Origin of the sequence: Bacillus sp. PAMC28571, assembly GCF_014250435.1 — a bacterium.
In the GTDB taxonomy this organism is placed as follows: domain Bacteria; phylum Bacillota; class Bacilli; order Bacillales; family Bacillaceae; genus Bacillus; species Bacillus safensis.
The window spans coordinates 1,887,960-1,909,858 of sequence record NZ_CP060191.1; the positions used below are offsets into that span (position 1 = coordinate 1,887,960).

The 21,899-nt window shown below is 41.7% G+C and carries 27 protein-coding genes and 1 riboswitch; of the genes, 2 read left to right on the forward strand and 25 right to left on the reverse strand.

Going from position 1 to position 21,899, the window contains the following annotated elements; genetic code table 11:
• Position 1 precedes the first annotated feature (1 nt).
• The 4 genes from ribE to H7F25_RS09380 all read right to left on the reverse strand — a co-directional run bounded on the left by ribE (position 2) and on the right by H7F25_RS09380 (position 2,758).
• Entirely contained in the window at positions 2-652 is a 651-nt protein-coding gene (gene ribE / locus H7F25_RS09365) for a riboflavin synthase (RefSeq protein WP_185854513.1), read from the reverse strand.
• Positions 653-905: 253 nt separating this feature from the next.
• Positions 906-1,047, reverse strand: a riboswitch (FMN riboswitch).
• 107 nt (positions 1,048-1,154) lie between these two features.
• The gene (locus H7F25_RS09370; RefSeq protein WP_034623431.1) at positions 1,155-1,499 is read right to left on the reverse strand and encodes a hypothetical protein; all 345 of its coding nucleotides are present in this window, start codon (positions 1,497-1,499) and stop codon (positions 1,155-1,157) included.
• A gap of 229 nt (positions 1,500-1,728) precedes the next feature.
• Positions 1,729-1,965: a DUF2164 domain-containing protein gene (locus tag H7F25_RS09375; protein WP_024422853.1), complete on the reverse strand. Its 237-nt coding sequence runs from the start codon at positions 1,963-1,965 to the stop codon at positions 1,729-1,731.
• A gap of 211 nt (positions 1,966-2,176) precedes the next feature.
• On the reverse strand, positions 2,177-2,758 hold the full coding sequence (locus H7F25_RS09380; protein WP_122631062.1) for a TetR/AcrR family transcriptional regulator: 582 nt from the start codon (positions 2,756-2,758) through the stop codon (positions 2,177-2,179).
• 289 nt (positions 2,759-3,047) lie between these two features.
• Between H7F25_RS09380 and H7F25_RS09385 the strand changes: the two genes are divergently transcribed.
• The gene (locus H7F25_RS09385) at positions 3,048-4,262 is read left to right on the forward strand and encodes an MFS transporter (protein WP_395960774.1); all 1,215 of its coding nucleotides are present in this window, start codon (positions 3,048-3,050) and stop codon (positions 4,260-4,262) included.
• Positions 4,263-4,490: 228 nt separating this feature from the next.
• Here H7F25_RS09385 and H7F25_RS09390 read toward each other — a convergent pair whose 3' ends face one another.
• Positions 4,491-4,928, reverse strand: coding sequence for a peptidylprolyl isomerase (locus H7F25_RS09390; RefSeq protein ID WP_008359679.1), 438 nt, complete (start codon positions 4,926-4,928; stop codon positions 4,491-4,493).
• A 321-nt stretch (positions 4,929-5,249) separates the two neighbouring features.
• Between H7F25_RS09390 and H7F25_RS09395 the strand changes: the two genes are divergently transcribed.
• Entirely contained in the window at positions 5,250-6,134 is an 885-nt protein-coding gene (locus tag H7F25_RS09395) for a DUF1002 domain-containing protein (protein WP_024422856.1), read from the forward strand.
• A 39-nt stretch (positions 6,135-6,173) separates the two neighbouring features.
• Here H7F25_RS09395 and lysA read toward each other — a convergent pair whose 3' ends face one another.
• The 20 genes from lysA to H7F25_RS09495 all read right to left on the reverse strand — a co-directional run bounded on the left by lysA (position 6,174) and on the right by H7F25_RS09495 (position 21,885).
• Positions 6,174-7,499 carry a diaminopimelate decarboxylase gene (gene lysA / locus H7F25_RS09400; RefSeq protein ID WP_185854536.1) on the reverse strand — a complete coding sequence of 442 codons (1,326 nt, stop codon included), beginning with the start codon at positions 7,497-7,499 and terminating at the stop codon, positions 6,174-6,176.
• A 115-nt stretch (positions 7,500-7,614) separates the two neighbouring features.
• Positions 7,615-9,087: a spore germination protein gene (locus H7F25_RS09405; RefSeq protein WP_029708045.1), complete on the reverse strand. Its 1,473-nt coding sequence runs from the start codon at positions 9,085-9,087 to the stop codon at positions 7,615-7,617.
• On the reverse strand, positions 9,041-9,649 hold the full coding sequence (locus H7F25_RS09410; RefSeq protein WP_024422859.1) for a stage V sporulation protein SpoVABEA: 609 nt from the start codon (positions 9,647-9,649) through the stop codon (positions 9,041-9,043). Before H7F25_RS09410 ends, H7F25_RS09405 begins: the two co-directional genes overlap by 47 nt.
• Positions 9,650-9,655: 6 nt before the next feature.
• A complete protein-coding gene (gene spoVAE / locus H7F25_RS09415; protein ID WP_007501045.1) occupies positions 9,656-10,006 on the reverse strand; it encodes a stage V sporulation protein AE in 351 nt (116 codons plus the stop codon).
• Positions 10,006-11,022: a stage V sporulation protein AD gene (spoVAD, locus tag H7F25_RS09420; protein WP_185853667.1), complete on the reverse strand. Its 1,017-nt coding sequence runs from the start codon at positions 11,020-11,022 to the stop codon at positions 10,006-10,008. The genes spoVAE and spoVAD overlap by 1 nt, the downstream gene beginning before the upstream one ends.
• A 12-nt stretch (positions 11,023-11,034) precedes the next feature.
• Positions 11,035-11,487 carry a stage V sporulation protein AC gene (spoVAC, locus tag H7F25_RS09425; protein ID WP_024422861.1) on the reverse strand — a complete coding sequence of 151 codons (453 nt, stop codon included), beginning with the start codon at positions 11,485-11,487 and terminating at the stop codon, positions 11,035-11,037.
• A gap of 20 nt (positions 11,488-11,507) precedes the next feature.
• The gene (locus H7F25_RS09430) at positions 11,508-11,924 is read right to left on the reverse strand and encodes a stage V sporulation protein AB (protein ID WP_024422862.1); all 417 of its coding nucleotides are present in this window, start codon (positions 11,922-11,924) and stop codon (positions 11,508-11,510) included.
• Complete coding sequence (locus H7F25_RS09435) at positions 11,914-12,534, reverse strand: stage V sporulation protein AA (protein ID WP_024422863.1); 621 nt, start codon at positions 12,532-12,534, stop codon at positions 11,914-11,916. The genes H7F25_RS09430 and H7F25_RS09435 overlap by 11 nt, the downstream gene beginning before the upstream one ends.
• A 114-nt stretch (positions 12,535-12,648) precedes the next feature.
• Complete coding sequence (sigF, locus tag H7F25_RS09440) at positions 12,649-13,416, reverse strand: RNA polymerase sporulation sigma factor SigF (protein ID WP_024422864.1); 768 nt, start codon at positions 13,414-13,416, stop codon at positions 12,649-12,651.
• A 13-nt stretch (positions 13,417-13,429) separates the two neighbouring features.
• Entirely contained in the window at positions 13,430-13,870 is a 441-nt protein-coding gene (gene spoIIAB, locus H7F25_RS09445; RefSeq protein ID WP_024422865.1) for an anti-sigma F factor, read from the reverse strand.
• Entirely contained in the window at positions 13,867-14,220 is a 354-nt protein-coding gene (gene spoIIAA / locus H7F25_RS09450; RefSeq protein WP_024422866.1) for an anti-sigma F factor antagonist, read from the reverse strand. Before spoIIAA ends, spoIIAB begins: the two co-directional genes overlap by 4 nt.
• Before the next feature lie 161 nt (positions 14,221-14,381).
• Entirely contained in the window at positions 14,382-15,536 is a 1,155-nt protein-coding gene (locus H7F25_RS09455) for a D-alanyl-D-alanine carboxypeptidase family protein (protein ID WP_375851066.1), read from the reverse strand.
• Between the two features lie 158 nt (positions 15,537-15,694).
• Positions 15,695-16,507: a purine-nucleoside phosphorylase gene (locus H7F25_RS09460; RefSeq protein WP_073206177.1), complete on the reverse strand. Its 813-nt coding sequence runs from the start codon at positions 16,505-16,507 to the stop codon at positions 15,695-15,697.
• Between the two features lie 11 nt (positions 16,508-16,518).
• Positions 16,519-17,703: a phosphopentomutase gene (deoB, locus tag H7F25_RS09465; protein WP_185853668.1), complete on the reverse strand. Its 1,185-nt coding sequence runs from the start codon at positions 17,701-17,703 to the stop codon at positions 16,519-16,521.
• Positions 17,704-17,856: 153 nt separating this feature from the next.
• A complete protein-coding gene (xerD, locus tag H7F25_RS09470; RefSeq protein ID WP_185853669.1) occupies positions 17,857-18,747 on the reverse strand; it encodes a site-specific tyrosine recombinase XerD in 891 nt (296 codons plus the stop codon).
• A gap of 6 nt (positions 18,748-18,753) precedes the next feature.
• Positions 18,754-18,981, reverse strand: a complete 228-nt coding sequence (locus H7F25_RS09475) for a YqzK family protein (RefSeq protein ID WP_024428058.1) — start codon at positions 18,979-18,981, stop codon at positions 18,754-18,756.
• Between the two features lie 117 nt (positions 18,982-19,098).
• Complete coding sequence (gene fur, locus H7F25_RS09480; protein ID WP_003215577.1) at positions 19,099-19,551, reverse strand: ferric iron uptake transcriptional regulator; 453 nt, start codon at positions 19,549-19,551, stop codon at positions 19,099-19,101.
• A gap of 110 nt (positions 19,552-19,661) precedes the next feature.
• The gene (gene spoIIM / locus H7F25_RS09485) at positions 19,662-20,306 is read right to left on the reverse strand and encodes a stage II sporulation protein M (protein ID WP_024422873.1); all 645 of its coding nucleotides are present in this window, start codon (positions 20,304-20,306) and stop codon (positions 19,662-19,664) included.
• A gap of 116 nt (positions 20,307-20,422) precedes the next feature.
• Entirely contained in the window at positions 20,423-21,553 is a 1,131-nt protein-coding gene (locus H7F25_RS09490; RefSeq protein ID WP_172880488.1) for a S8 family peptidase, read from the reverse strand.
• Positions 21,554-21,663: 110 nt separating this feature from the next.
• The gene (locus tag H7F25_RS09495; protein ID WP_151040033.1) at positions 21,664-21,885 is read right to left on the reverse strand and encodes a hypothetical protein; all 222 of its coding nucleotides are present in this window, start codon (positions 21,883-21,885) and stop codon (positions 21,664-21,666) included.
• Positions 21,886-21,899 lie beyond the last annotated feature (14 nt).

The following is a 21,899-nucleotide window of genomic DNA, read 5'->3' on the forward strand; positions in this document are numbered from 1 at the left end:
CCTAGAATCCGTGCTCTTTTAGCAATGATGGGGTCAATCGAGATGGCTGTTTTTCGCTCTGCTCTTTTGTTAAAAAGCGATAAATGTATTTACCGATCATGTCACACTCTATATTCACGATATCCCCCATAGATTTAGTCGGGAAAATAGTTCCTTCAAGCGTGTGAGGAATAATAGAGACTGTGACATGTGAATCTCGCAAATCGAAAATGGTCAAGCTGACACCATCTATTGCGATCGAACCCTTTTGGGTGAGCATATCTGTGAGGGTCTTGTTCATCTTTAAATCATAGTAAATGGCATTACTCTTCTTTTCTATCCGGGTAATGACAGCCGTTCCATCAACATGGCCTGAGACAAAATGGCCGCCAAATCGTCCATTTGAGGACATGGCTCGCTCTAAATTCACTGGACTGCCTTTTGTCAGCTGATCCAGCGATGTCGCTTTGACCGTCTCTGGCATCACATCTGCCGCGAACTGTTCTTTTGTGAAGCTAGTGACTGTGAGACATACTCCATTAATGGCAATACTGTCTCCGAGGTGAACATCTTCCAGCACACGGCTGCATGTAATGACAATTTCCATGGCATCTGCTGACTTTTTACTTAATGACTGAACGGTGCCAACTTCTTCAATTATCCCCGTAAACATGTGATCCTCCCTTTCGTTTCATTTGTATTTCTCACTTTTAAAAAAAGCGATGTTAGGGACATGTGATCGATTGAGCACCTTCGTCGCTTTTTATGGTCCATACAAGGTAGATGAGGGATCACCTAATAAACACTGCATGCAGTCTATTAACGACAAAATCATACAGAAAGCCCCGGAAAAAATTCCGGGGCTTTGGTTTTTTTGCATCAGAAATAAGACTATGATCAACAAATATTTTTCGTTCATAGCTTTCTTTATCCTTCTCCCATCCAGACTTTCACTGTCGGCTTCAGCTTTTCACTGAATCAACCGTTAATAAATTAACGGGTCACGGGCTGTAAAGCATTTGCTTTATTACCGTCGGTCGGGATTTTCACCCTGCCCCGAAGGATACAATCGATATTTAGCTGTCCTTGGGGCTATTATAGCGATCCTTGTTGTCAAATGCAACAATCAAGATTTCTTCACACAAAAAAAGCCTCCTTATAGGAAAGGAGACATATTAATTAACGACTTTTACTACTTTTATCAGTCCATCTATTCTTTTTTCATTACTAAAGTAGGCTTTAATACGATCGCCTTTTTTCAGATCGGCCACATCATCTTCAAATTTCTTACCATTAAAAATAATTTTTGTGCCATTCTTCGCTTGACCGTAATATTCATCTCCATCAATTTTCGTAATGGTATATTCATAGATGGTGTAATCTTTATCATTATTTGTTAAGCTTTCGCCAATAGCTGTTGGCACATCTTCAATTTTCATGCCATTCATGTATAAATAACCTGCGCCTAAACAAAGCAGTAAAACAAATAAGATCGCCATTTTTAATTTAATTTTCCCCATATTTAGAACCTCCATCATCTGCACTTCGCCTATTTGTATGTTTTATTCCTTCTTTTATTGAAATAAAACCAAAAAAGCTGATTTTCATTAATGGTTATTTATATAACGATTCAGATGGCCTTTTGGTTCCACCTCTTAATCATTACATATGATACGAATATGCGTTCTTTATTAAGGGGGTCTTTTTCCTGTTTATTAGTTCGTAACACACCATACTGCAAGCTTTTCATTATATTCTTTTTTCGAGTGCAAATAAGTCTTCCTCTAATAATTGTGACCGCTGAACAGCGATGCTGCGGCTGTCGCGAACCCCTTGATTATAGTAGTAGCTTCCAAGGTTTTTTGTGATAAATTCTAGTATATTAATGGCTGCTAATTCACCAATCTCTTCTTCTCGTTCTTCGGCAAAATAACGCTGAATGGCCATCGTCATTTGATTTTTCTCTTCTTTTGTGAGTGGTTTCAAAGTATCCCCTTCTTTCTTTCCGATTTCTTCATTTGCATCTGATGTGCTGGCACCCCGCAAATACGAATGTTTGTTCTCCTATCATATCATAAAAATACATTCTGCGCATGACTGCCCTATAAGAAAAAGCGTATTTTGATGTAATGGATCAAATACGTTTTCACTATGCTGTATGATTTTTCATGGAAGCTGTCATAGCGTGTTGTCCATTTTATTTTAAAATGGATAGGATCGTCGCTACAGAATGATCTACAAATGAACGCTCTGGACGTGACTTCATGAGGACGGTAAGCCCGATGAAAGAAACGACCAGTGTCTGTGCTAAGGCTTTAGCATTCAAGCTGCTTTCAAGCTCACCCGAGCGAATACCTTGCACAATCTTTTCTTCAAATATGACCGAAAGATACATCTGATGCTCTCTTGTCAGAATTTCAAATTTCTCTTCGTGTGGAGCAAGTTCCACTATCGTATTAATGCAAAAACAGCCTTTACTCGGGCCATCTCTATATTCCTCTTCCACTACATCTGTAAATAAAGTATGAAATGCTTTCTTTACAGATTGATTGTTTTGAAGTTTTGTTCGAATATGGGCTGCATGCTGCTTTGTATATTTACGTAATGCAGCCTCAAATAACTCCTCTTTATCTCCAAAGGCTGAGTATAAGCTTGGCCGCTGTATTCCCATTTTTGCAGTCAAATCGCTTAACGTTGTAGCTCTATACCCCTTTTCCCAAAAAAGCACCATTGCATCATCCAACGCTTTTTCCTCATCAAACTCACGCTGTCGAACCATCCTCAATTCCTCTTTTCAACAATAAAATCATTTCACCAAAACAATTATTCATTTATTACCAATCAGTACATTATAATTTTATTTTATTCATGTAAAATTGTCAAACTGTCTTTCTTTAATCAAGATCAACTTAGAATAACTGGATGAAACTCTTGACTTTAAAATATTTTATTGGTTATCATTAACAGGAATCATTTTATACCGATCGATATATTATACTCTTTAGTATAAAAAGGAGAGGATGCAATGAATGGTTAAAGATGAAATGACTCCAAGAGATCATCCTGATATGAATTTTCGGTTAAAACCTGAATCAAAGATGAGTCACTATATGGCACTACTTTTTGCAGCAGCGTGCGGGATGGCTGTTGCAAACATATACTTCGCACAACCGTTACTAGATTCACTGGCAGACGAGTTCGGTATCACGTATTCATCCATTGGTATTGTCATTACGATTACTCAGCTTTGTTATGCGGCGGGGCTGCTACTGATAGTACCGCTTGGTGATCTGTTGAATCGACGACGGCTCATTATCGGTCAGATGCTTTTATCTGTGCTTGCCCTCATTCTAGTCGGCATCGCTCCTATCGTCACCGTCCTATTTCTAGGATTAGCAGTGGTCGGACTGCTCGCTGTAGTCACTCAGGTACTCGTTGCGTTTGCAGCAAGTTGGGCTGCTCCAGAAGAACGCGGCCGTATAGTCGGCTTGGTGCAAAGTGGAATCGTAACCGGCATTCTTCTCGCTCGAACCTTTGCTGGTGTATTAACCGATTTTGCTGGCTGGAGGTCTGTTTATCTTGTTTCTGCCGTCATCATGCTTATCCTAACTGGCGTATTGTTCCGAGTGCTCCCGCGTGATGACAGCAAAAGAGAGTCATTATCCTATGTTCATCTGCTTCGTTCAATGTTTATATTGTTCATACAAGAACGAATCCTGCGCATCCGTGGGATTTTGGCTCTTCTGATTTTTATCGTCTTTGGTACGTTATGGACTTCACTCGTACTGCCTCTCAGTACTGCGCCATACTCTCTTTCACATACTGCAATTGGCGCATTTGGTCTTGCTGGAGCAGCCGGAGCGTTAGGGGCTGCTCGGGCTGGCAGCCTTGCTGATCGAGGTTTTGGACAGTTCACAACTGGTATAGCCCTTGTCCTATTATTCATTTCATGGTTTTTCATCAGTTTGACTGAACATTCACTTATTGCATTAGTCATTGGCATTATCCTTCTTGACCTATCTGTGCAGGCAGTTCATGTGACCAATCAGAGTATGATTTTTACAGTACGGGCTGAGGCAAGAAGCCGGCTTACTGCGGCTTACATGATTTTTTACTCTATCGGCAGTGCGATCGGTTCAATTGTTTCAACCAGTATATACGCGACCTATGGCTGGGGCGGAGTATGTCTCTTTGGTGCCTCTATCAGCGCTTTAGCCATTTTGTATTGGTTCATCACCTACCGCCTAACGAAACATATCACAGTCGTCTCACAAACAAAATAAAAAAACACCGCGATTAAGCGGTGTTTTTTATTGTTGACAAGGGCTAAAATGAACTTGATTTTAGCCCTTTGTCTTCTTTTCAGCGTGTTTGAAAACCTTTGAAGTCTAGGAAGGGCGAGCACTGGAACGGAGCGAATTTAACATTCGTGAGTACCGGAGCGCAGACCTGACACCGAATGCAAGGGTTTGTCTACACGCTGAAACACCGCGATTAAGCGGTGTTTTAGATTAAGCATCTACAACTTCAACTTTTTCCATGCCCTGCCCTTGCTCCATATCAAGTACAGCCTCGATACCAGATGTTACCTTGCCAAAAACAGTGTGAACACCGTTTAAGTGCGGCTGCGGGTCATGTACGATAAAGAATTGGCTGCCGCCTGTGTCTTTACCAGCATGTGCCATTGATAATGAACCTCTTTCGTGCTGATGTGGATTTCCTTCTGTTTCACATTTAATTGTGTAACCAGGACCACCCGTTCCATTACCGTTTGGGTCGCCGCCTTGGCTGACGAAGCCTGGGATCACGCGGTGGAATTTTAATCCATCGTAGAAGCCTTCATTCGCTAATTTTTCAAAGTTTGCTACTGTACCTGGAGCAGCCTCTGGGTAAAGTTCAAACTCAATTTTCTTTCCATTCGTTAATTGTATGTATCCTTTTTTCGCCATTTTTCACATTCTCCTTTCAAGTTAAACAACGCTCATTATAGCACATTTCCGGTGATGTTAAACATCCCCTGCTCTTCGATTGTCATTTACCTCTTAACTGATGATTGATAAAATAGGGTTGCTTGATCCTTTTTTCCTAATAAAATGATATCTGACTAAATGACATGTTTTCATTTATTGGAACAGGAACACATCTTAAAAAGAAAATTGAAACGTCGAGCCAATTTGTTACGTCTATATGATGGAGTGCACTTCATCACGTGTACTCAAAAGATAAGTTTCTCTTGAAAGAGGAACGCTTTCGACTTGAAGGAGGTCAACATGTTTAAAAAAATGATGCTTGGTATGATGGCAGCGCTCCTTTTCCTTATTGGTGCGCCAAAAGTCAGCTTAGCGGATGCAGCTGTCGGCGATGTCATCGTCACACTCGGGCAAGACTTAACACCGGCTGATCGCCAGAAGGTGCTTGACGAGTTGAATCCACCTGAAAATGCGACAAAAATTGAAGTAACCAATAAAGAAGAGCACGAATATTTAGGAAAGTATATCCCTCGTTCTTCTATCGGGACGAGAGCATTATCATCTTCATCGATTACCATTGAAAAATCAGGTACTGGTCTCACTGTGGATACACACAACATCAAGACCATTACAGATGAGATGTATTTAAATGCTTTAATGACAGCAGGTGTCAAAGATGCCAAGGTTGTCGTGACTGCTCCATTTGAAGTATCTGGTACAGCCGCACTGACAGGCTTACTAAAAGCTTATGAGGTGTCAAGCGACAAAGCCATTCCAGAAGATGTGAAGCAGGTGGCAAACGAAGAGCTTGTGACAACTTCTAAATTGGGTGACTCTATCGGGAAAGATAACGCTTCTGCCCTTATTGCAAAAATCAAAGATGACATTGCAAAAAATGGTGTCCCTAAAACCACAAAAGAAGTAGAAGAAAAAGTGGATCAGGCTGCTTCTGATTTGAATTTAAATCTGACGCAGGATCAAAAAGATCAGCTTGTCTCGCTATTTGATAAAATGAAAAACATCAATATCGATTGGAATCAAGTAGGATCTCAAATTGATAAAGCAAAAGACAAGATTACTAAATTCATAGAATCGGATGAAGGGAAAAACCTTCTTCAAAAGATTTGGGATTTCTTTGTCTCCATTTGGAATGCGATCGTTTCTGTATTCACTGGAGGAAAATAATTCATGAAAAAAAGCTGCCTGAACTCCAGGCGGCTTTTTTTAAGTAGATGATTTCACTTTTGATTGATACGGTAAATCAAGTTTCACAATGTCCTCATATGTTTCACGCTCAACCACAAGCTGCGCTTCCCCGTCTTCTACAAACACAACAGCTGGGCGCGGGATACGGTTATAGTTGTTTGACATACTATAGCCGTAAGCTCCGGTACAAAAGACAGCTAATAAATCTCCTTGTGATAATTCTGGCAGATCGATATCCCAAATGAGCATATCTCCGCTTTCACAGCATTTCCCGGCAATTGAAACCGTTTGATCATGCGTTTGGCTCATTTTGTTGGCACTTGCGGCTTCATATTTCGCTTGATATAAAGCTGGACGAATGTTATCACTCATTCCGCCATCTATCGCTACATAATCACGGATGCCAGGTACATGTTTTGATGATCCGACCGTATAAAGAGTCGTCCCTGCATCTCCAACAAGAGAACGGCCTGGTTCTATCCAAATCTCTGGCATATCGAACTGGTAGCGGGCCACGTTCTCTTTCACAGCTTGGATAATTTTTTCGACATATTCTGTCGCAGGAAGTGGTTCATCCTCTTCTGTATAACGAATCCCAAAGCCGCCGCCTAAGTTTAATACCGTAGAAATAAAACCAAATGATTCTCTCCATTCATCCAGCTTCAAAAAGATTTTATCGGCTGCAAGGACAAAACCAGCCGTATCAAAAATTTGTGAACCGATATGACAATGAACACCTAAAAGCTCGATCACTTCTGAACCAAGCACTTGTTTCACCGCTTCATCTGCTTGTCCATTGTGAAGATCAAAGCCAAATTTTGAATCCTCTTGACCTGTCGTAATGTAATCATGCGTATGCGCTTCGACACCAGGCGTGATGCGGAGCAATACTTTCACTTTTTTTGACAGCTCTTGACCAAGCTGTTCAATGAGCTTCATTTCATAGAAATTATCCACAACAATACAGCCGATCCCATGCTCTAAAGCCATTTTTAATTCTTCTCTGCTTTTATTATTGCCATGGAAATGAATTTTTTCTACTGGGAATCCAGCGCAAATGGCTGTGTGAAGCTCACCTCCTGATACGACATCAAGAGATAATCCTTCTTCTTTGGCAAGCTGAAACATGGCGATGGAGGAAAATGCTTTACTCGCATATGCTACCTGCGCCGTTAATTCTTCTTCTATAAATGCTTTTTGAAAGCTTTTTGCGCGCTCCCGTATTAAAGCCACATCATATACATAAAGTGGTGTCCCATACGTTTCAGCTAAAGAAACGGCATCAACACCACCAATTTCTAAATGACCAAGTTCATTTTGTCTGCAAGTGCCGTGTAAATACAATGTCATTCCCTCTTTCTCCGCTTCGGCTGAAAAAAGGCAGCTGCGTGAGCTGCCTTTTGCCGTGTCTCAAAGTTAAAAATACAATATCACAATCTTCAGCCACTTTCAATGAGCGTTAAGAATTTGGCGGAATTTTTGATCTGTTTTGAGGGTGAACGATGCTCGGCCTTACTTTTGAGCCAGGAACAGACGTCCGAATCAGCACTTGCCACAAAGCCTTTCCATTAAAAGGAATGAATGGCCACATATAAGGCGTCTGCAATGAACGAATAGATGTTAAATAAATGATTAACAACGTAAAACCAATGATGAGTCCATTCAGCTTAAAAATTGCCACTAGTGCTAGAATGATGAGCCTTACAATCTTATTGGCGACACTCAGCTCATAGCTTGGCGTTGTAAAGGTACCGATCGCCGCCAGCGAGACGTATAAGATGACCTCTGGTGTAAACAAACCGACATCAATAGCGATTTGTCCAATTAAAACAGCCGCGATCAATCCCATGGCGGTCGACAATGCGGTTGGCGTATGAATGGCTGCCATCCTTAAAAACTCCACCCCGAAATCAGCAAGAAATACTTGGAGAATGACAGGGATATGAGAAGGTTTGTTAAACCCAATATAGCTTAAATTGTCAGGCAGGAGATTTGGTTCGAGAATAAAAAGAAACCAAATCGGCAAAAGAAAGGTAGAACATAAAATGCCTAAAAAGCGTACCCATCTTAGGAACGTACCAACAGCAGGCGCCTGGCGGTATTCTTCTGCATGCTGAACGTGGTGAAAAATAGTGGTTGGTGTAATGATGACACTAGGGGATGTATCCGTAATGATGATGACATGCCCTTCTAATATGTGGTTAGCGGCGACATCCGGACGCTCGGTGTAACGCACTAGCGGAAAGGGATTATATCCTTGCTTAATTATAAATTCTTCAATCGTTTTATCAGACATCGTCAGCCCATCGACTTTGATTCCTGATACTTCTTTTTCTATAATATCTACTAAGTCAGGGTCTGCAATATCTTCAATATAGCAAACACAAACATCTGCTTTTGAACGTTCGCCTACTTTGAGCATTTTGTATCTCAGCTTTTCATCCCGCACTCTTCTTCGAATAAGCGCTGTATTCACAATAATGTTCTCAACAAAGCCGTCCCTTGCTCCCCTGACCACCTTTTCTGTATCCGGCTCTTCAGGCATTCTGCCAGGATAGCTTCTAACATCAATGATAAAGGCGTAGTTTTCACCTTCTACAACGACTGCTACAAGCCCAGACAGTACTTGATCCACTGCTTCATCCAGCGTTTCTACCTTGGAGACCTGCTGATTGACAAGGCGGTTCTCGACTACATGTGCAAGATCATCGGATTCAGGTTCGTTGTCATTGATTTCGATTAGCTCTTTTAATAAGTAGATAATATACTGTGTATCACACAATCCGTTTACATAGTAAAGCTGGATTTCCTGATCGTGTATATAAATTTTCCGAACACCAAGATCAAAGCTGAGACCCATTCCGACATTTTCCTTGAAGTAATCTTCATTTTTCTTCGGGTCTCGGTACACGTTTACCTTGTCTTTCTTCATGGAAACCACTCCTTTCTAATATTAATTCCACTGCTTTCATCGTGATTGGAGATCCCTTGCTCAGATCATCTTTCCGTCCCATCTTGCCAATATCTCCAATTCCGACAACTAACGGAAGATTGAGGGAGTCAAGACAATACACTGTATCACCGCTCATTTTATGGGGCTCCATTTCGGGAAGACCGTGTTTGTCGACACCGTATTCTGTCAGTTCACCTTCCCGGTCAATGGAGACATGGACCTTAGTCCATTCGGCTTGGTGCGTTTTGGATGCAACTGCAATCGCTCCAATGACTTCGATTTCAGGGTGGCGCGCCACATGTTTCATCGCCGTCTCGCCTGTTCCTTCACCTGTCAGTCCAGAATCATCGAACATCACAAAGACTGGATCATACGGCGTTTTTAAAATCATCTGAACAAGTTCAGGTCCTGTCCGTTTGCTTGGATTTCCTTTTGAGCTGGAAATACATCGTCCGCCAACGTTTTTAGCGGCAAGCTCAATGGTTTTGGCAGCATATATATCTCCGTCTGTCACTAAAATGACTTTCCGTCTTTGCCCCATATTCGGTTATCCTTTCGGTTTAAAGATCAGTGCGATAATAAATGAAAATAAAATCGCAGCTGATATTCCAGCAGAGGTTAATTCAAAGATACCGATACCGATGCCGATGAATCCGTGCACATCTGCCTGATGCATGGCCCCATGAAGCAAGCTATGACCAAAGCTGACAATTGGTACGGTTGCGCCCGCCCCTGCAAATTCAATAAATTTATCATAAATACCGAATCCGTCTAAAATGGTACCTGCCACAACAAAAGTAGTCATGACATGTGCAGGCGTGAGTTTGAGTACATCTAGCAAAAGCTGGCCAATGACGCAAATAAGTCCGCCTGCCACAAAAGCGATAAGATAATCCATTAGCTCTCTCCTCCTGCACGCTCAAATACGACGCCGTGCGCAATGGTTGGAATGGTCTCTTTTTGCTGAACCATCATTGGGCTGAGTAACGCCCCGGTTGCCACAACGAGTACTCTTTGCATATTCCCTGCTTTCATTTCTTGAAAAATATGACTAAATGTCACAACCGCTGAACAAGCACAGCCGCTGCCTCCAGCGAATACGTTTTGGTCGGGTGTATAGATGATTAAACCGCAATCATCGTGCTTTCGCCCAAGCTGAATGCCTTCTTCTTTCAAGAGATCCTTTAAGATCGGTGAACCAATGCCTGATAAATCTCCAGTTAAAATCAAATCGTAATCATCTACTGTTCTGCCTAAGTCTTCTAAATGCTGCTTGATGGTGTCTGCCGCTGCTGGTGCCATGGCCGATCCCATATCAAATGGATCTGTAATGCCAAGATCCATGACCCTGCCTACCGTTGCGCTCGTAATTTGAATTTGAGAGGGCTCTTGGCTGATAATAACGGCTCCGCCACCAGTTACTGTACTTGTTGCTGTATCTGGCTTTTGTCCCCCGTATTCTGTCGGATTACGAAATTGGCGTTCTGCCGTCGCATTGTGACTGCTTGTTGCTGCGATGGCTCTATTTGCAAAGCCGCCATCAATGAGTGCTGACGCAATGGCGACCGATTCCATTGAAGTCGAGCATGCCCCAAACAAGCAGAGAAACGGGATCTTCAGCTCTCTTGCCACATAGTTTGCTGTGACGTTCTGGTTGAGTAAATCTCCAGCCAGCAAAAGATCAATATCGCTTTTTTGCAAATTTGCTTTTGATAAAGCGGTTGATATCGCATCATCCATGAGCTTCCTTTCAGCCATTTCCCAGTTCTTTTGATCACAGTGCATTTCATCGTACGTTTTATCAATTAAATGACCAATCGGGCCTTCTTTTTCTTTTGGTCCTGCAGCAGTTCCTTCTGCATTGACATAAAGCTTGTGTTCAAATACCCAAGATTGTTTACCTGTTAGTTTCACCTTTCATTCCTCCTACGAAAACATCTTTTCCAAGACGTATCGAATGATCCCTACGACATATGCCGAAACGACACCAAATACAATAACGTTCCCAGCGAGTTTAAACATATTTGTGGCAACACCTAAAACAAGCCCTTCACTTTTATGCTCAAGGGCAGCACTTGTCATACTGTTAGCAAAGCCTGTCACCGGGACAGCTGATCCGGCTCCAGCAAACTGGCCGATTCTATCGTAAATACCGATACCCGTTAATAGAGAAGAAATTAAAATGAGGGTCGCCACTGTCGGGTTCCCTGCTGTCTTTTCGTTAAAATCAAAAAAATGGATATAGAAATGTTGCAGCCCCTCACCTATCAGACAGATTAAACCGCCAACTAAAAACGCCTTAATGCAGTTGAGGACATAAGGAGGTTTGGGCTGATATGTTTTCACCTTAGATGGATAGTTCTCTTTTAAACTCGACACGTGTTGTTCCCTCCAATTGATTAAATATAAATAAGCCAATGAAATAGTGATCCAAATACCTTTCCTAAGACGATGGCCATGAGCAGCAAAACAATTTTCCCGTCCATTCCAATTCTTTTCGTTAATATAGGAAGTACATTTAATACTTCAGTGAGTGCAGCTGCAAGCATGCCGACGAAGATGCCTGATAAAAGACCGACCGGCATCGCCAGCCATTTGGTTAAATGAAGATGTATTTGACTTAAGGTGGCCCAGCCGCCAACTACCGCCCCGCTAATAACAGCCGCCTCGTATCCTTGTATGAAGCGCTGCGTTTTGGTTAATTGCATTAAGCGGGGAATGATGCCAAGCACTGTAAGAAAAGCCACAAATCCTGCTCCGACCGTTAAACCGCCGCCAAGTCCAACGAGTACGACAAAAAGCCACTTACCGATCATGGATATCCTTCAATGTTTCTTTATTTTCATTGAGTGCGACATAATGATCGAGATCGAGCTGATATTTAAACATTTCCACTTCGAGCGGACTTGGTTCTTCATTTAAACGCTTTTTAAATACATGATTGAAAAACAAAATCATGCCAAAACCGAGTCCAAAGCTATATGGAATTTGTAATAAATACGGATGCTCAACCGTTTTCCCTGTGATCATTTCATATAGGCGGATATGAACGAGCCGCATACTGACATCCTCGTGGAAATTCATAATGGCAAGCGCCGCTCCAACAAATAATAGGAGCCATACAAACACAAATAAAACGGGAGAAAGCTGGCGTTTGCCTGTATCAATTTCAACAATGGCCTCAGAGCCGCCAACGGTTTGAATGTCGATATCTGGCCACGTTTTTTTGATCGTTTTGACGACATGCATGATATCAAGAACGGCGATGTGACGATCCTTTTTGCTGACATGATACACCGGCATTTTACTAAGCTTTTGCACAGCAAACTCATCACCAGTGATTTGGGCGATATCCTCTAAATAAATGAGCTGATCAATACCGGTCTTGATTCGATGGCGCAGCCGAATAAAGATTTGTCCGTCCATCCAAGTCACTTCCTATACGATGGGTTAAAAATAGTATGTGGTGAAAAATGGTTCTCATACTGATAGAACTTGATTTACCGGTAATTACCACACAAAAAAAGCCAGCCTAATTGGCTAGCTGTCTTTTTGATCCATTTGCATTTGGATTTGTTTTAAAATTTTCTTTTCAAGCCGTGAGACTTGTACTTGTGAAATGCCAAGTCTCTCTGCAACCTCAGATTGTGTCTGGTCTTTATAATACCTTAAATACACAATGAGTTTTTCCCGTTCTTCTAATTCCTTGATCGCTTCTTTCAGTGCGATTTTGTCAAACCATCTTTCCTCAGAATGATCGGCAATTTGATCAAGCAATGTAATCGGATCCCCATCATTTTCATACACCGTTTCATGAATGGATGAAGGGGAGCGCACCGCTTCTTGTGCGAGGACGACATCCTCTGGTGTGATATCAAGATATTCGGCAATTTCCTGAACAGTCGGCATTCTTCCATGAGACTTAGACAATTCATCCCTTGCCCGCCGAATTTTATTTCCGAGTTCCTTTAATGACCGGCTGACTTTGACCGTTCCATCATCCCGAATGAATCGCTGAATTTCTCCAATGATCATGGGGACGGCGTACGTTGAAAATTTTACATCATATGACAAATCAAATTTATCAACAGATTTCAGCAGTCCAATACAGCCAATCTGAAATAGATCATCTGGTTCATATCCCCTATTTAAAAAGCGCTGAACAACGGACCAAACAAGACGCATGTTTTTTTCTACGAGGAGGTCTCTTGCTTGCTGATCACCGTCTTGGCTTTTTTTGATGAGCTCTTTGACTTCATCATTTGACAGCTGGGCTTTTTTAGCTTGCTTTTTTACCTCCACATCCATATGAGCAGCTCCTTTAATTACAAAGCGCTTTGCTTTTTGATAGATGCTTTGTTAAACGGATGGTCGTGCCCATTTCTGGAGATGAGTCCACCATGACATCATCCATAAAATTCTCCATGATGGTAAAGCCCATTCCAGAGCGCTCTAAGTCTGGTTTTGTGGTGAAAAGCGGCTGTCTTGCTTCCTCAAGATCTGTAATACCCATCCCTTCGTCACGGATGGTGAGGTAAACGACATGATCATCTAATGTGACATGGATGTGCACCTTGCCATCTGGATTCCCATCATAGCCATGGATGATGGAGTTTGTCACTGCCTCAGATACGACGGTCTTGATTTCTGTTAATTCATCTAAAGTCGGATCAAGCTGAGCGATAAACGCCGCGACTGTCACCCTCGCAAACGATTCATTTTGGCTTAATGCCGAAAAAGTCAGGTTCATTTCATTTCTCATGATGCCACCCCCAATGTTTGCAAAGCCGTTTGCTCAGAAGGCTCCATCCGAATAATTTTAAACAAGCCAGACATATCAAATAACCGGTTCACTGCTGGCGAGATGGCACAGACGACCATTTCCCCGCCAAGCTGCTTAATTTCTTTATATCTTCCTAAAATCACTCCGAGTCCAGAGCTGTCCATAAACGATAAATCAGCCAGATTCAGCACAATGTGGCGAATGTCCTCTGTTTCCAAATAATTCGTCACCTTTTGTCTCAATGTTTCTGCGGAGTGATGATCGAGCTCTCCTGTTAACCGAATGCAAAGTACGCTCTCTTTTACTTGAAAATCAATACCAAGGCTCATTTTTTATTCCTCCTTGCTCTAATTTCGGATAATGAATGTTTCTCTTTTGTATGAAGTAAATCCTTCACCATGACAAAACTAGTGACCATTCGTCACATTTAGATGTTCTTTTCTTTTTCCTCATAGCAAAAAGACTGCCAATTACAGCAGCCTTTCGCCTTTTATTTCCATTTTACAAAATCAGCCATCGCCCGTTTGAAGAAAGTCCAAACGCTTGCCTTTTCCATTCCTTCTTTTGCTTCTACAGGACTTTCATGCAGCACTTTTCCATCTTTTTTCAAGACGATCGTACCAAGTTCCGTTCCTTTTGAAAATGGAGCCTTGACATCATGAGACAATTTGATTTCTTTTTTGATCTGATCCACATTTTCGCCTTTTTTCGTTAAAAGGGAGATCGGTTCAGAAGTAACGAGCTGAATGTTTTTCTTTTTCCCTTTGCTCACTTTGACCTCCGCCACATCTTGCCCTCTTTTGTAAAGCGGATGAGTCGTATATTGACTAAATGCGTAATCTAACATTTTGACTACCTGAGCGTTTCTGTCTTTCGGAGTGCTTGCGCCGAAGACAACCGCAATGACGCGCATGTTGCCTTTTTTAGCAGATGCAGTTAAACAGTATTTCGCTTCACCTGTAAAACCTGTTTTCACCCCATCGACACCTGGATAAAATTTAATCAGACGGTTTGTGTTGACAAGCCAGAATTTTTTATCTGTGTTTTGCCGGAGATAGTCTTCGTAGACACCTGTGAATTTGGTGATTTGTTCGTATTTCAACAGCTCTTTTGCCATTATTGCCATATCGTGAGCTGTGCTGTAATGGTCTTTTTCAGGAAGTCCTGTTGGGTTTTGAAAGACTGTTGAGGTGAGGCCAAGCTCTTTCGCTCTTTTGTTCATCTGCTCTACGAACTGTTCTTCAGATCCTGCAATATGCTCTGCCATGGCAACTGAAGCATCATTTCCTGAAGCAATCGCAATGCCTTTCAGCATTTCTTTCACGGTCATTTCTTCTCCTGGTTCAAGGAAGATTTGTGACCCTCCCATGGACGCTGCATAGTCGCTCGTTCTGACCTTGTCTGTCATTTTCAGTTTACCCTGATCAATGGCTTCCATGATGAGAAGCATCGTCATGATTTTGGTCATACTTGCGGGTGCAAGCTTTTCATCGCTGTTTTTGTTGTAAAGCACCTTTCCCGTGTCACGTTCTATTAAGATCGCTGATTTGGCTTCGTGTGCCAATTCTGATGTTTGTTTTTCTCCTGGTTTTTCAATCTTTTCTTTTGCTGTCGCTGATGGTGAAACCATTGAGATAAGGATCATTAAAATAAACAATGCACATATATGACGTTTCAAGTGGCAGACCTCCATTATCGTAATCCTTTCTATTTTTTCCTCATACAGGCTGTTTTATTCAGAGATCGTATGATTACAAATAAAAAAGCCTTCTGCTTGGGTAGCAGAAGGCTTCTGGACACATGCTATGAAAGTTGTTTGACAATGTCTTTTACTAAATCAAGAAAACTTGCTTTCACTTTTTCTGTTACTTCGATCACTTCATCATGAGACAGCGGCTGATCCAAAATACCAGATGCCGCATTGGAAATGCATGAAATGCCAAGCACTTTCATTCCTGCATGACGCGCAACAATAACTTCTGGAACTGTCGACATGCCAACAGCATCTGCTCCAAGTGTTCTTAAGAAACGAACTTCAGCAGGTGTTTCATATGAAGGGCCTGTCATCCCTGCATAAACCCCTTGCTGTACAGATATGCCTAAACGCTGGGCTGTTTCTTCTGCAAGTGCCAGCAATTCTTTATCGTACGGTGCAGACATATCAGGGAAACGAACGCCTTGACTGTCATTTGGGCCAATTAATGGATTGGTTCCCATCATATTGATATGATCTGTGATCAGCATGAGATCTCCTGGACGGAATGACGTATTCACACCGCCGGCTGCATTTGTGACAATGCATGTGTCAATGCCAATTTCTTTCATCACACGGACAGGAAACGTCACTTGCTTCATATCATATCCTTCATAGAAATGAAAACGTCCTTGCATCGCGCAAACGACAGTGCCTTTCAGCGTTCCGATCACGAGATGCCCTGCATGTCCCTCTACTGTTGAAACAGGGAATCCAGGAATATCTTCATATTTTATTTTGATTGGATTTTCAATCTCATCTGCTAAAATGCCAAGCCCTGATCCTAAAATCAATCCAACTGTTGGTACATATGTCGATGCTTGTTTAATGTATGCCGCCGCTTCTGAAAACTGTGCTCCCACGAGATTTCCCCCTATTTAAGTTTAGATAAAAAGCTTGTTCCATATTTTGGCATCGTTATTTTGAAATTATCTGCAACGGTTGCCCCAAGATCAGCAAACGTTTTTGCTGTTGGCAGTTCATTTGCTTCCTGATGCTTTTTGCTGTAAGCAATGAGCGGAACATATTCTCTTGTATGATCTGTTCCGTGATGAACTGGGTCATTACCATGATCTGCTGTGATCACAAGAAGATCATCCTCTTTTAACAGGTCAAATACTTCAGGAAGACGTGCGTCAAATTCCTCTAATGCTTTTCCATAACCCTCTGGATCTCTTCTATGTCCGTAAAGAGCGTCAAAATCAACAAGGTTTAAAAAGCTGAGTCCTGTAAAGTCTGTTTTAAGTGTATCGATCAGCTTGTCCATTCCATCCATGTTTGATTTTGTTCTAAGAGATGATGTGATCCCCTCGCCGTCATAAATATCAGAGATTTTTCCGATCGCAATGACATCGAGTCCATCATCTTTCAGTTCATTCATGACTGTACGGTCAAATGGTTTTAACGCATAGTCATGACGGTTTGGCGTTCTAACAAATGCGCCAGGCTCTCCGACAAACGGACGAGCGATAATCCGTCCAACCATATATTTTTCATCTAATGTGAGTTCACGGGCAATTTCACAAATACGGTAAAGCTCATCTAATGGCACAACTTCTTCGTGCGCAGCAATTTGCAGCACAGAATCCGCAGATGTATAAACGATTAAATCGCCTGTTTTCATGTGCTCTTCGCCAAGCTCATCTAAAATTTCCGTACCAGACGCTGGTTTATTGCCAATAATACCTCGGCCTGTTTTTTCTTTTAGTTCATTTAATAGTTCATCTGGGAATCCTTCTGGAAAGACTTTGAACGGTGTGTCTATGTAAAGACCCATGATTTCCCAGTGTCCTGTCATTGTGTCTTTACCGTTTGATGCTTCTTGCATTTTTCCATAATACGCAAGCGGTTTTTTATCCGCTGGAATTCCTTTGATTTCTTTAATATGACTCAGCCCAAGCTTCGCCATATTCGGCATATGAAGCCCGTTCATTTTTTCAGCAATATGTCCAAGTGTATCTGCACCTACATCATTAAAATCAGCAGCATCTGGTGCTTCCCCAATTCCTACTGAATCCATGACGACGAGGAAAATACGTTTATACTGATAATCAGGCATTAAAAAGCGCCTCCTTCAATATTCTTGTCTTTTGACCTTACAAACAGTGAGAGGTCAGACATCTCAAGTATAAACCGTTTACAAGCCAGTTGACAACCATAAACGGTGTAAACATGAAAAAGCATGACACCCGTTCACTGTGTCATGCTTTACTTATGCCCTTGGATGGAATTTGTGATACACATCTTTCAGTCTTGTTTTCGTCACATGTGTATAAATTTGTGTTGTCGAGATATCGGCATGTCCGAGCATCTCCTGTACAGCTCTTAAGTCCGCACCGTTTTCAAGCAGGTGTGTAGCAAATGAATGCCTGAGCGTATGAGGCGTTAGTTCCTTTTGAATCCCTGCTTCGATGGCTCGTTTTTTTAAGTTCTTCCAGAAGCCCTGGCGCGACATTTTTTTCCCGTGATGATTGAGAAATAGGGCATCGGACGGCTGTTTTTTTAACAGCTTGCTTCTTCCCTTTTCGAGATATTCTTCAATCGCGCTTGTAGCAGCTTCACCGATTGGCACAATACGCTCTTTTCTTCCTTTTCCAAAACAGCGGACAAAGCCCATTGTGAGGTGTACATCGGCAAGGGTCAGATCCAGCATTTCACTGACGCGAATGCCTGTTGCATATAAGAGCTCAAGCATCGCTTTGTCTCGGTAGTCAAAGGGAGTGTGCTGATTTGGTGTATCAAGCAGCTTTTCGACCTCTCCTAATGATAGAACTTTCGGTAAAGTCCGCTCTGTTTTTTGCGTTTCAATGTTCCATGACGGGTCATCCGTTGTCACTTTTTCCCGAAGCAGAAATTGATGAAAGGAACGAATCGATGATAGATGCCGTACAGACGTTTTACTCGATTTCCCTTCCTCTTTTAGCTGCTTTAAATAATGAATGATATGCAGACGCGTGACATCGCTAATATCCGTCAGCTGTTCATGTGTCATTAAAAAAGACAAGTAGTTTTGTAAATCTCTTTTATAAGAAACAATGGTATTTTCAGAGAGTCCTCTCTCTACGGTCATAAAATGAATAAAGTCGGATAATTGATCGTTCAATGATTTCTACTCCCCGTTTTGATAAAAATAAATCAATCGATCTTGCCAATTGTCTTGATTCGGCTGATCCATTTCCATCACTTTAATTGCTGCACCCTCTGGTTTATCATAACGATGGTAGCTTTCATATTCTGAATTTATCCATATCATAGCATAATAGAACAGGACGGTAAAACCAGTGAACAAGATAAATACTTTGATCACTTCACCTGTTGTTTTGAGCCATTTTCGCATGATCTTCAAGTCCTTTCTCACCTTCTCATTACTTCAGCATATGCCAGGTGGGACAAGGAATATACAGCGAAAATGCAAAAAACCTCTTCATCTTAAATGAAAAGGTTCCAATTCGGATTATTTGCCGGATTCATCATCATGACACCGGTGGCAAATACCATGGAATGTCAATCTATGATCCTTAATTTTAAATTTCCAGTCACGTTCAATAATCTCTTCGACATCTTCTAATAAATCATCTTCTATCTCATCGACTGTTCCGCATTCCATGCAGACAAGATGATGATGGAAGTGAGCGGCTCCTTCTTTGCGAAGATCATATCGCGAAACGCCGTCTCCAAAGTTAATTTTATCAACAACTTTCAGTTCAGTGAGCAATTCTAACGTCCGATAAACAGTAGCAAGACCAATTTCAGGAGACTTCTCTTTTACGAGGAGGTATACATCTTCTGCACTTAAATGGTCTTCTTCATTCTCAAGCAGTACTCTTACTGTGGCTTCACGCTGTGGCGTGAGCTTGTAGCTGGAAGAATGAAGCTGTTTCTTAATTCGATCAATCCTATTTTCCATTGACTTTCCCTCCTACGCCACATTACTTGATCATTATATCAAATGATGTGCTGAGAGCCAACTATAATCATTTTAAATTGATAAATAAATTGATTATTAATTAATAACAATTATAAAAGAACACCTGCCAGCTTTTTCATCAGCATGAATGATATGTACGATTCAAAAAAAGACGAAAGTGCAGCAAGCGCTAAAATCATCAGCAGAACTGATGCATACCGGCCAAACCACTGGACGGGTGCTTGACTGATGGTTTTTTTCATGAAGAGCTGTCCAATGAGACGGATGGAAAACGCAATCGCACAAGTGCCAATTACTAAATAGGCTGGAATGAGCAAAATGTTTTGCGGAAGCACCGATACGAACGAGAGAAAAAATCCACTCAGCCCCATTTGATTCACGAGAAAACCAACAGTAAACCCAACAACAATTCCTTTTAAAAAGATCATAAGAAAGATAAGCGGCAGACCAACGATGGAGATTCCCAGAATCCACATAAGGCCTAAATATTTCATATGATGCAGGAAGCTTTGTAAAAACATTTCTTTTGATTCTGCTGCTTTCTCATTTGTCAGCTGACCAAAAAATTGATTTAAATAATAGAATAAATCCTCTTTCTGGCTGAATGTCATGCTATTGACAATGATGGCCCCGAAGATCACACCCATTAAAAAGAGTACAGAGACAAATAAATAAATCGAGAGATGATCTTTTACGTGCTGAAGAAGATGCTCCTTCCAAGACTTTTTCCGCATGTGTCTTCCTCCCAAATAGTAAGGTTACTAGATTCTATGAGAGAGATTACGAAACATGACAGTTTTATCGAAAGAAAAAAGAGAAAGCAGCCTGCTCACTGCTTTCTCTTTTTCATTTATCGAGCGGCTTTTTGTACATTCACAAGCCCGGCACCATAATAAAAAGGTTCTCCAAGCTTTGTCGCCGTTTTTGACAATCTCTCGCGTACTTCATCGTTTGTCAGATTCGGATGTTTTGATAGAATGACAGCCGCAGCGCCCGCTACATGCGGTGATGCCATTGACGTTCCGCTCATGTAGCCGTATTCGTTATGAGGAATGGTGCTCAGCGTTGAAACGCCTGGTGCTGAGACTTCGATTTCCTCGCCAACAGATGAATCAAAGGCTCTTTGCTTTTTTTGGTCAACAGAGGCAACCGCCATCACTGAGCTGTATTTAGCCGGATAGTCAATCGTATTGAGAGAGCCATAGCTTCCTTCATTCCCTGCAGAAGCCACAATGAGAATCCCTTTATCATACGCTCGATCTACCGCTTCTTTCAGCGCCTCAGATTCACTTGCTCCCCCCATACTAATATTGATGACATCCATGTCATTCTCAATGGCCCATTCAATCCCTTTTATGATCCAGCTATAGTAGCCATCACCATTTTCATCTGCCACCTTGACAGCATAGATAGAAGCTTTTGGCGCAACACCAACGACACCTACCTTATTATCTAATGCGGCAATTGTGCCTGCCACATGCGTTCCATGTTCATGGGGATCAACAAGCGGATCAGACTCTGCCGGTACAAAGCTCACCCCGCCGGTGACATGTAAATCCTCATGTTTACCGTCGATGCCGCTGTCAAGAACGGCTACTTTGACATTCTGTCCAGCGTATCCTTGTTTATGTACCTTTTGTGCTTTGATGCTTTTGATGCCGTATGGAACAGTTTGACCGCTAGTTTTTGCTTTTTGGTCTTCCTCGATGAAGGTCACTTCTTTTGCTTCATTCAGTTTCTTTTTCGAAGTCTCATTCAATGACACTTTCATCATATCTATTTGCTCTATGGATTCTTTCACATGCCCGCCAGCTTCTTCTACAAGCTGTTTTTGTGTTTTATCTTGAACGGAAGAAGAAAAGCCGATCATGTACTCTTTTTTTGCTTGCTCCTTTGCAGAAATATCTGACGTGCCAAACATGACCGATGCCACAAGCACACTTGCCATACAAAGCCCTGCTCCAAATGACTTGACGTTCACGATACTCACTCTCCCTTTCGTTTCTTTTTGTCATTTAACTACATTTTTAGACAAAAAGAAACGACCGTTTGTCCTATTTTTTAAAATTTTCCATTTATTTGATCTAGTTGTCACAAAAAAGCAAAATAAAAATGCTTATGATCCTCTTGATAGTGATCATAAGCATTTCGTCCTTTATGTTTTTTCATCATATGCTGCAAGGCTTCTCGTTTTGTTTTTGTCTTCCTTTCGTGTGTGCTAAAATGCGGCATGTTTCCTCTCGACAGTTCTGGATTTCGGCTGTGCTGCCTTTGGATATGCTCTCGTGTTTTCTTTGCTCTGCTTTTTCCCATTTGGCAAAACCCCT

What these genes read in the sequence shown, in the direction of transcription:
- ribE (WP_185854513.1), bottom strand. Translation starts at nt 652, where the DNA reads ATGTTTACGGGGATAATTGAAGAAGTTGGCACCGTTCAGTCATTAAGT.
- H7F25_RS09370 (WP_034623431.1), bottom strand. Translation starts at nt 1,499, where the DNA reads ATGGGGAAAATTAAATTAAAAATGGCGATCTTATTTGTTTTACTGCTT.
- H7F25_RS09380 (WP_122631062.1), bottom strand. Translation starts at nt 2,758, where the DNA reads ATGGTTCGACAGCGTGAGTTTGATGAGGAAAAAGCGTTGGATGATGCA.
- H7F25_RS09385 (WP_395960774.1), top strand. Translation starts at nt 3,048, where the DNA reads ATGAATTTTCGGTTAAAACCTGAATCAAAGATGAGTCACTATATGGCA.
- H7F25_RS09390 (WP_008359679.1), bottom strand. Translation starts at nt 4,928, where the DNA reads ATGGCGAAAAAAGGATACATACAATTAACGAATGGAAAGAAAATTGAG.
- H7F25_RS09395 (WP_024422856.1), top strand. Translation starts at nt 5,250, where the DNA reads ATGTTTAAAAAAATGATGCTTGGTATGATGGCAGCGCTCCTTTTCCTT.
- H7F25_RS09405 (WP_029708045.1), bottom strand. Translation starts at nt 9,087, where the DNA reads ATGAAGAAAGACAAGGTAAACGTGTACCGAGACCCGAAGAAAAATGAA.
- H7F25_RS09410 (WP_024422859.1), bottom strand. Translation starts at nt 9,649, where the DNA reads ATGGGGCAAAGACGGAAAGTCATTTTAGTGACAGACGGAGATATATAT.
- spoVAE (WP_007501045.1), bottom strand. Translation starts at nt 10,006, where the DNA reads ATGGATTATCTTATCGCTTTTGTGGCAGGCGGACTTATTTGCGTCATT.
- H7F25_RS09430 (WP_024422862.1), bottom strand. Translation starts at nt 11,924, where the DNA reads ATGATCGGTAAGTGGCTTTTTGTCGTACTCGTTGGACTTGGCGGCGGT.
- H7F25_RS09435 (WP_024422863.1), bottom strand. Translation starts at nt 12,534, where the DNA reads ATGGACGGACAAATCTTTATTCGGCTGCGCCATCGAATCAAGACCGGT.
- sigF (WP_024422864.1), bottom strand. Translation starts at nt 13,416, where the DNA reads ATGGATGTGGAGGTAAAAAAGCAAGCTAAAAAAGCCCAGCTGTCAAAT.
- spoIIAB (WP_024422865.1), bottom strand. Translation starts at nt 13,870, where the DNA reads ATGAGAAATGAAATGAACCTGACTTTTTCGGCATTAAGCCAAAATGAA.
- spoIIAA (WP_024422866.1), bottom strand. Translation starts at nt 14,220, where the DNA reads ATGAGCCTTGGTATTGATTTTCAAGTAAAAGAGAGCGTACTTTGCATT.
- H7F25_RS09455 (WP_375851066.1), bottom strand. Translation starts at nt 15,536, where the DNA reads ATGATCCTTATCTCAATGGTTTCACCATCAGCGACAGCAAAAGAAAAG.
- deoB (WP_185853668.1), bottom strand. Translation starts at nt 17,703, where the DNA reads ATGCCTGATTATCAGTATAAACGTATTTTCCTCGTCGTCATGGATTCA.
- H7F25_RS09475 (WP_024428058.1), bottom strand. Translation starts at nt 18,981, where the DNA reads ATGCGAAAATGGCTCAAAACAACAGGTGAAGTGATCAAAGTATTTATC.
- fur (WP_003215577.1), bottom strand. Translation starts at nt 19,551, where the DNA reads ATGGAAAATAGGATTGATCGAATTAAGAAACAGCTTCATTCTTCCAGC.
- spoIIM (WP_024422873.1), bottom strand. Translation starts at nt 20,306, where the DNA reads ATGCGGAAAAAGTCTTGGAAGGAGCATCTTCTTCAGCACGTAAAAGAT.
- H7F25_RS09495 (WP_151040033.1), bottom strand. Translation starts at nt 21,885, where the DNA reads ATGGGAAAAAGCAGAGCAAAGAAAACACGAGAGCATATCCAAAGGCAG.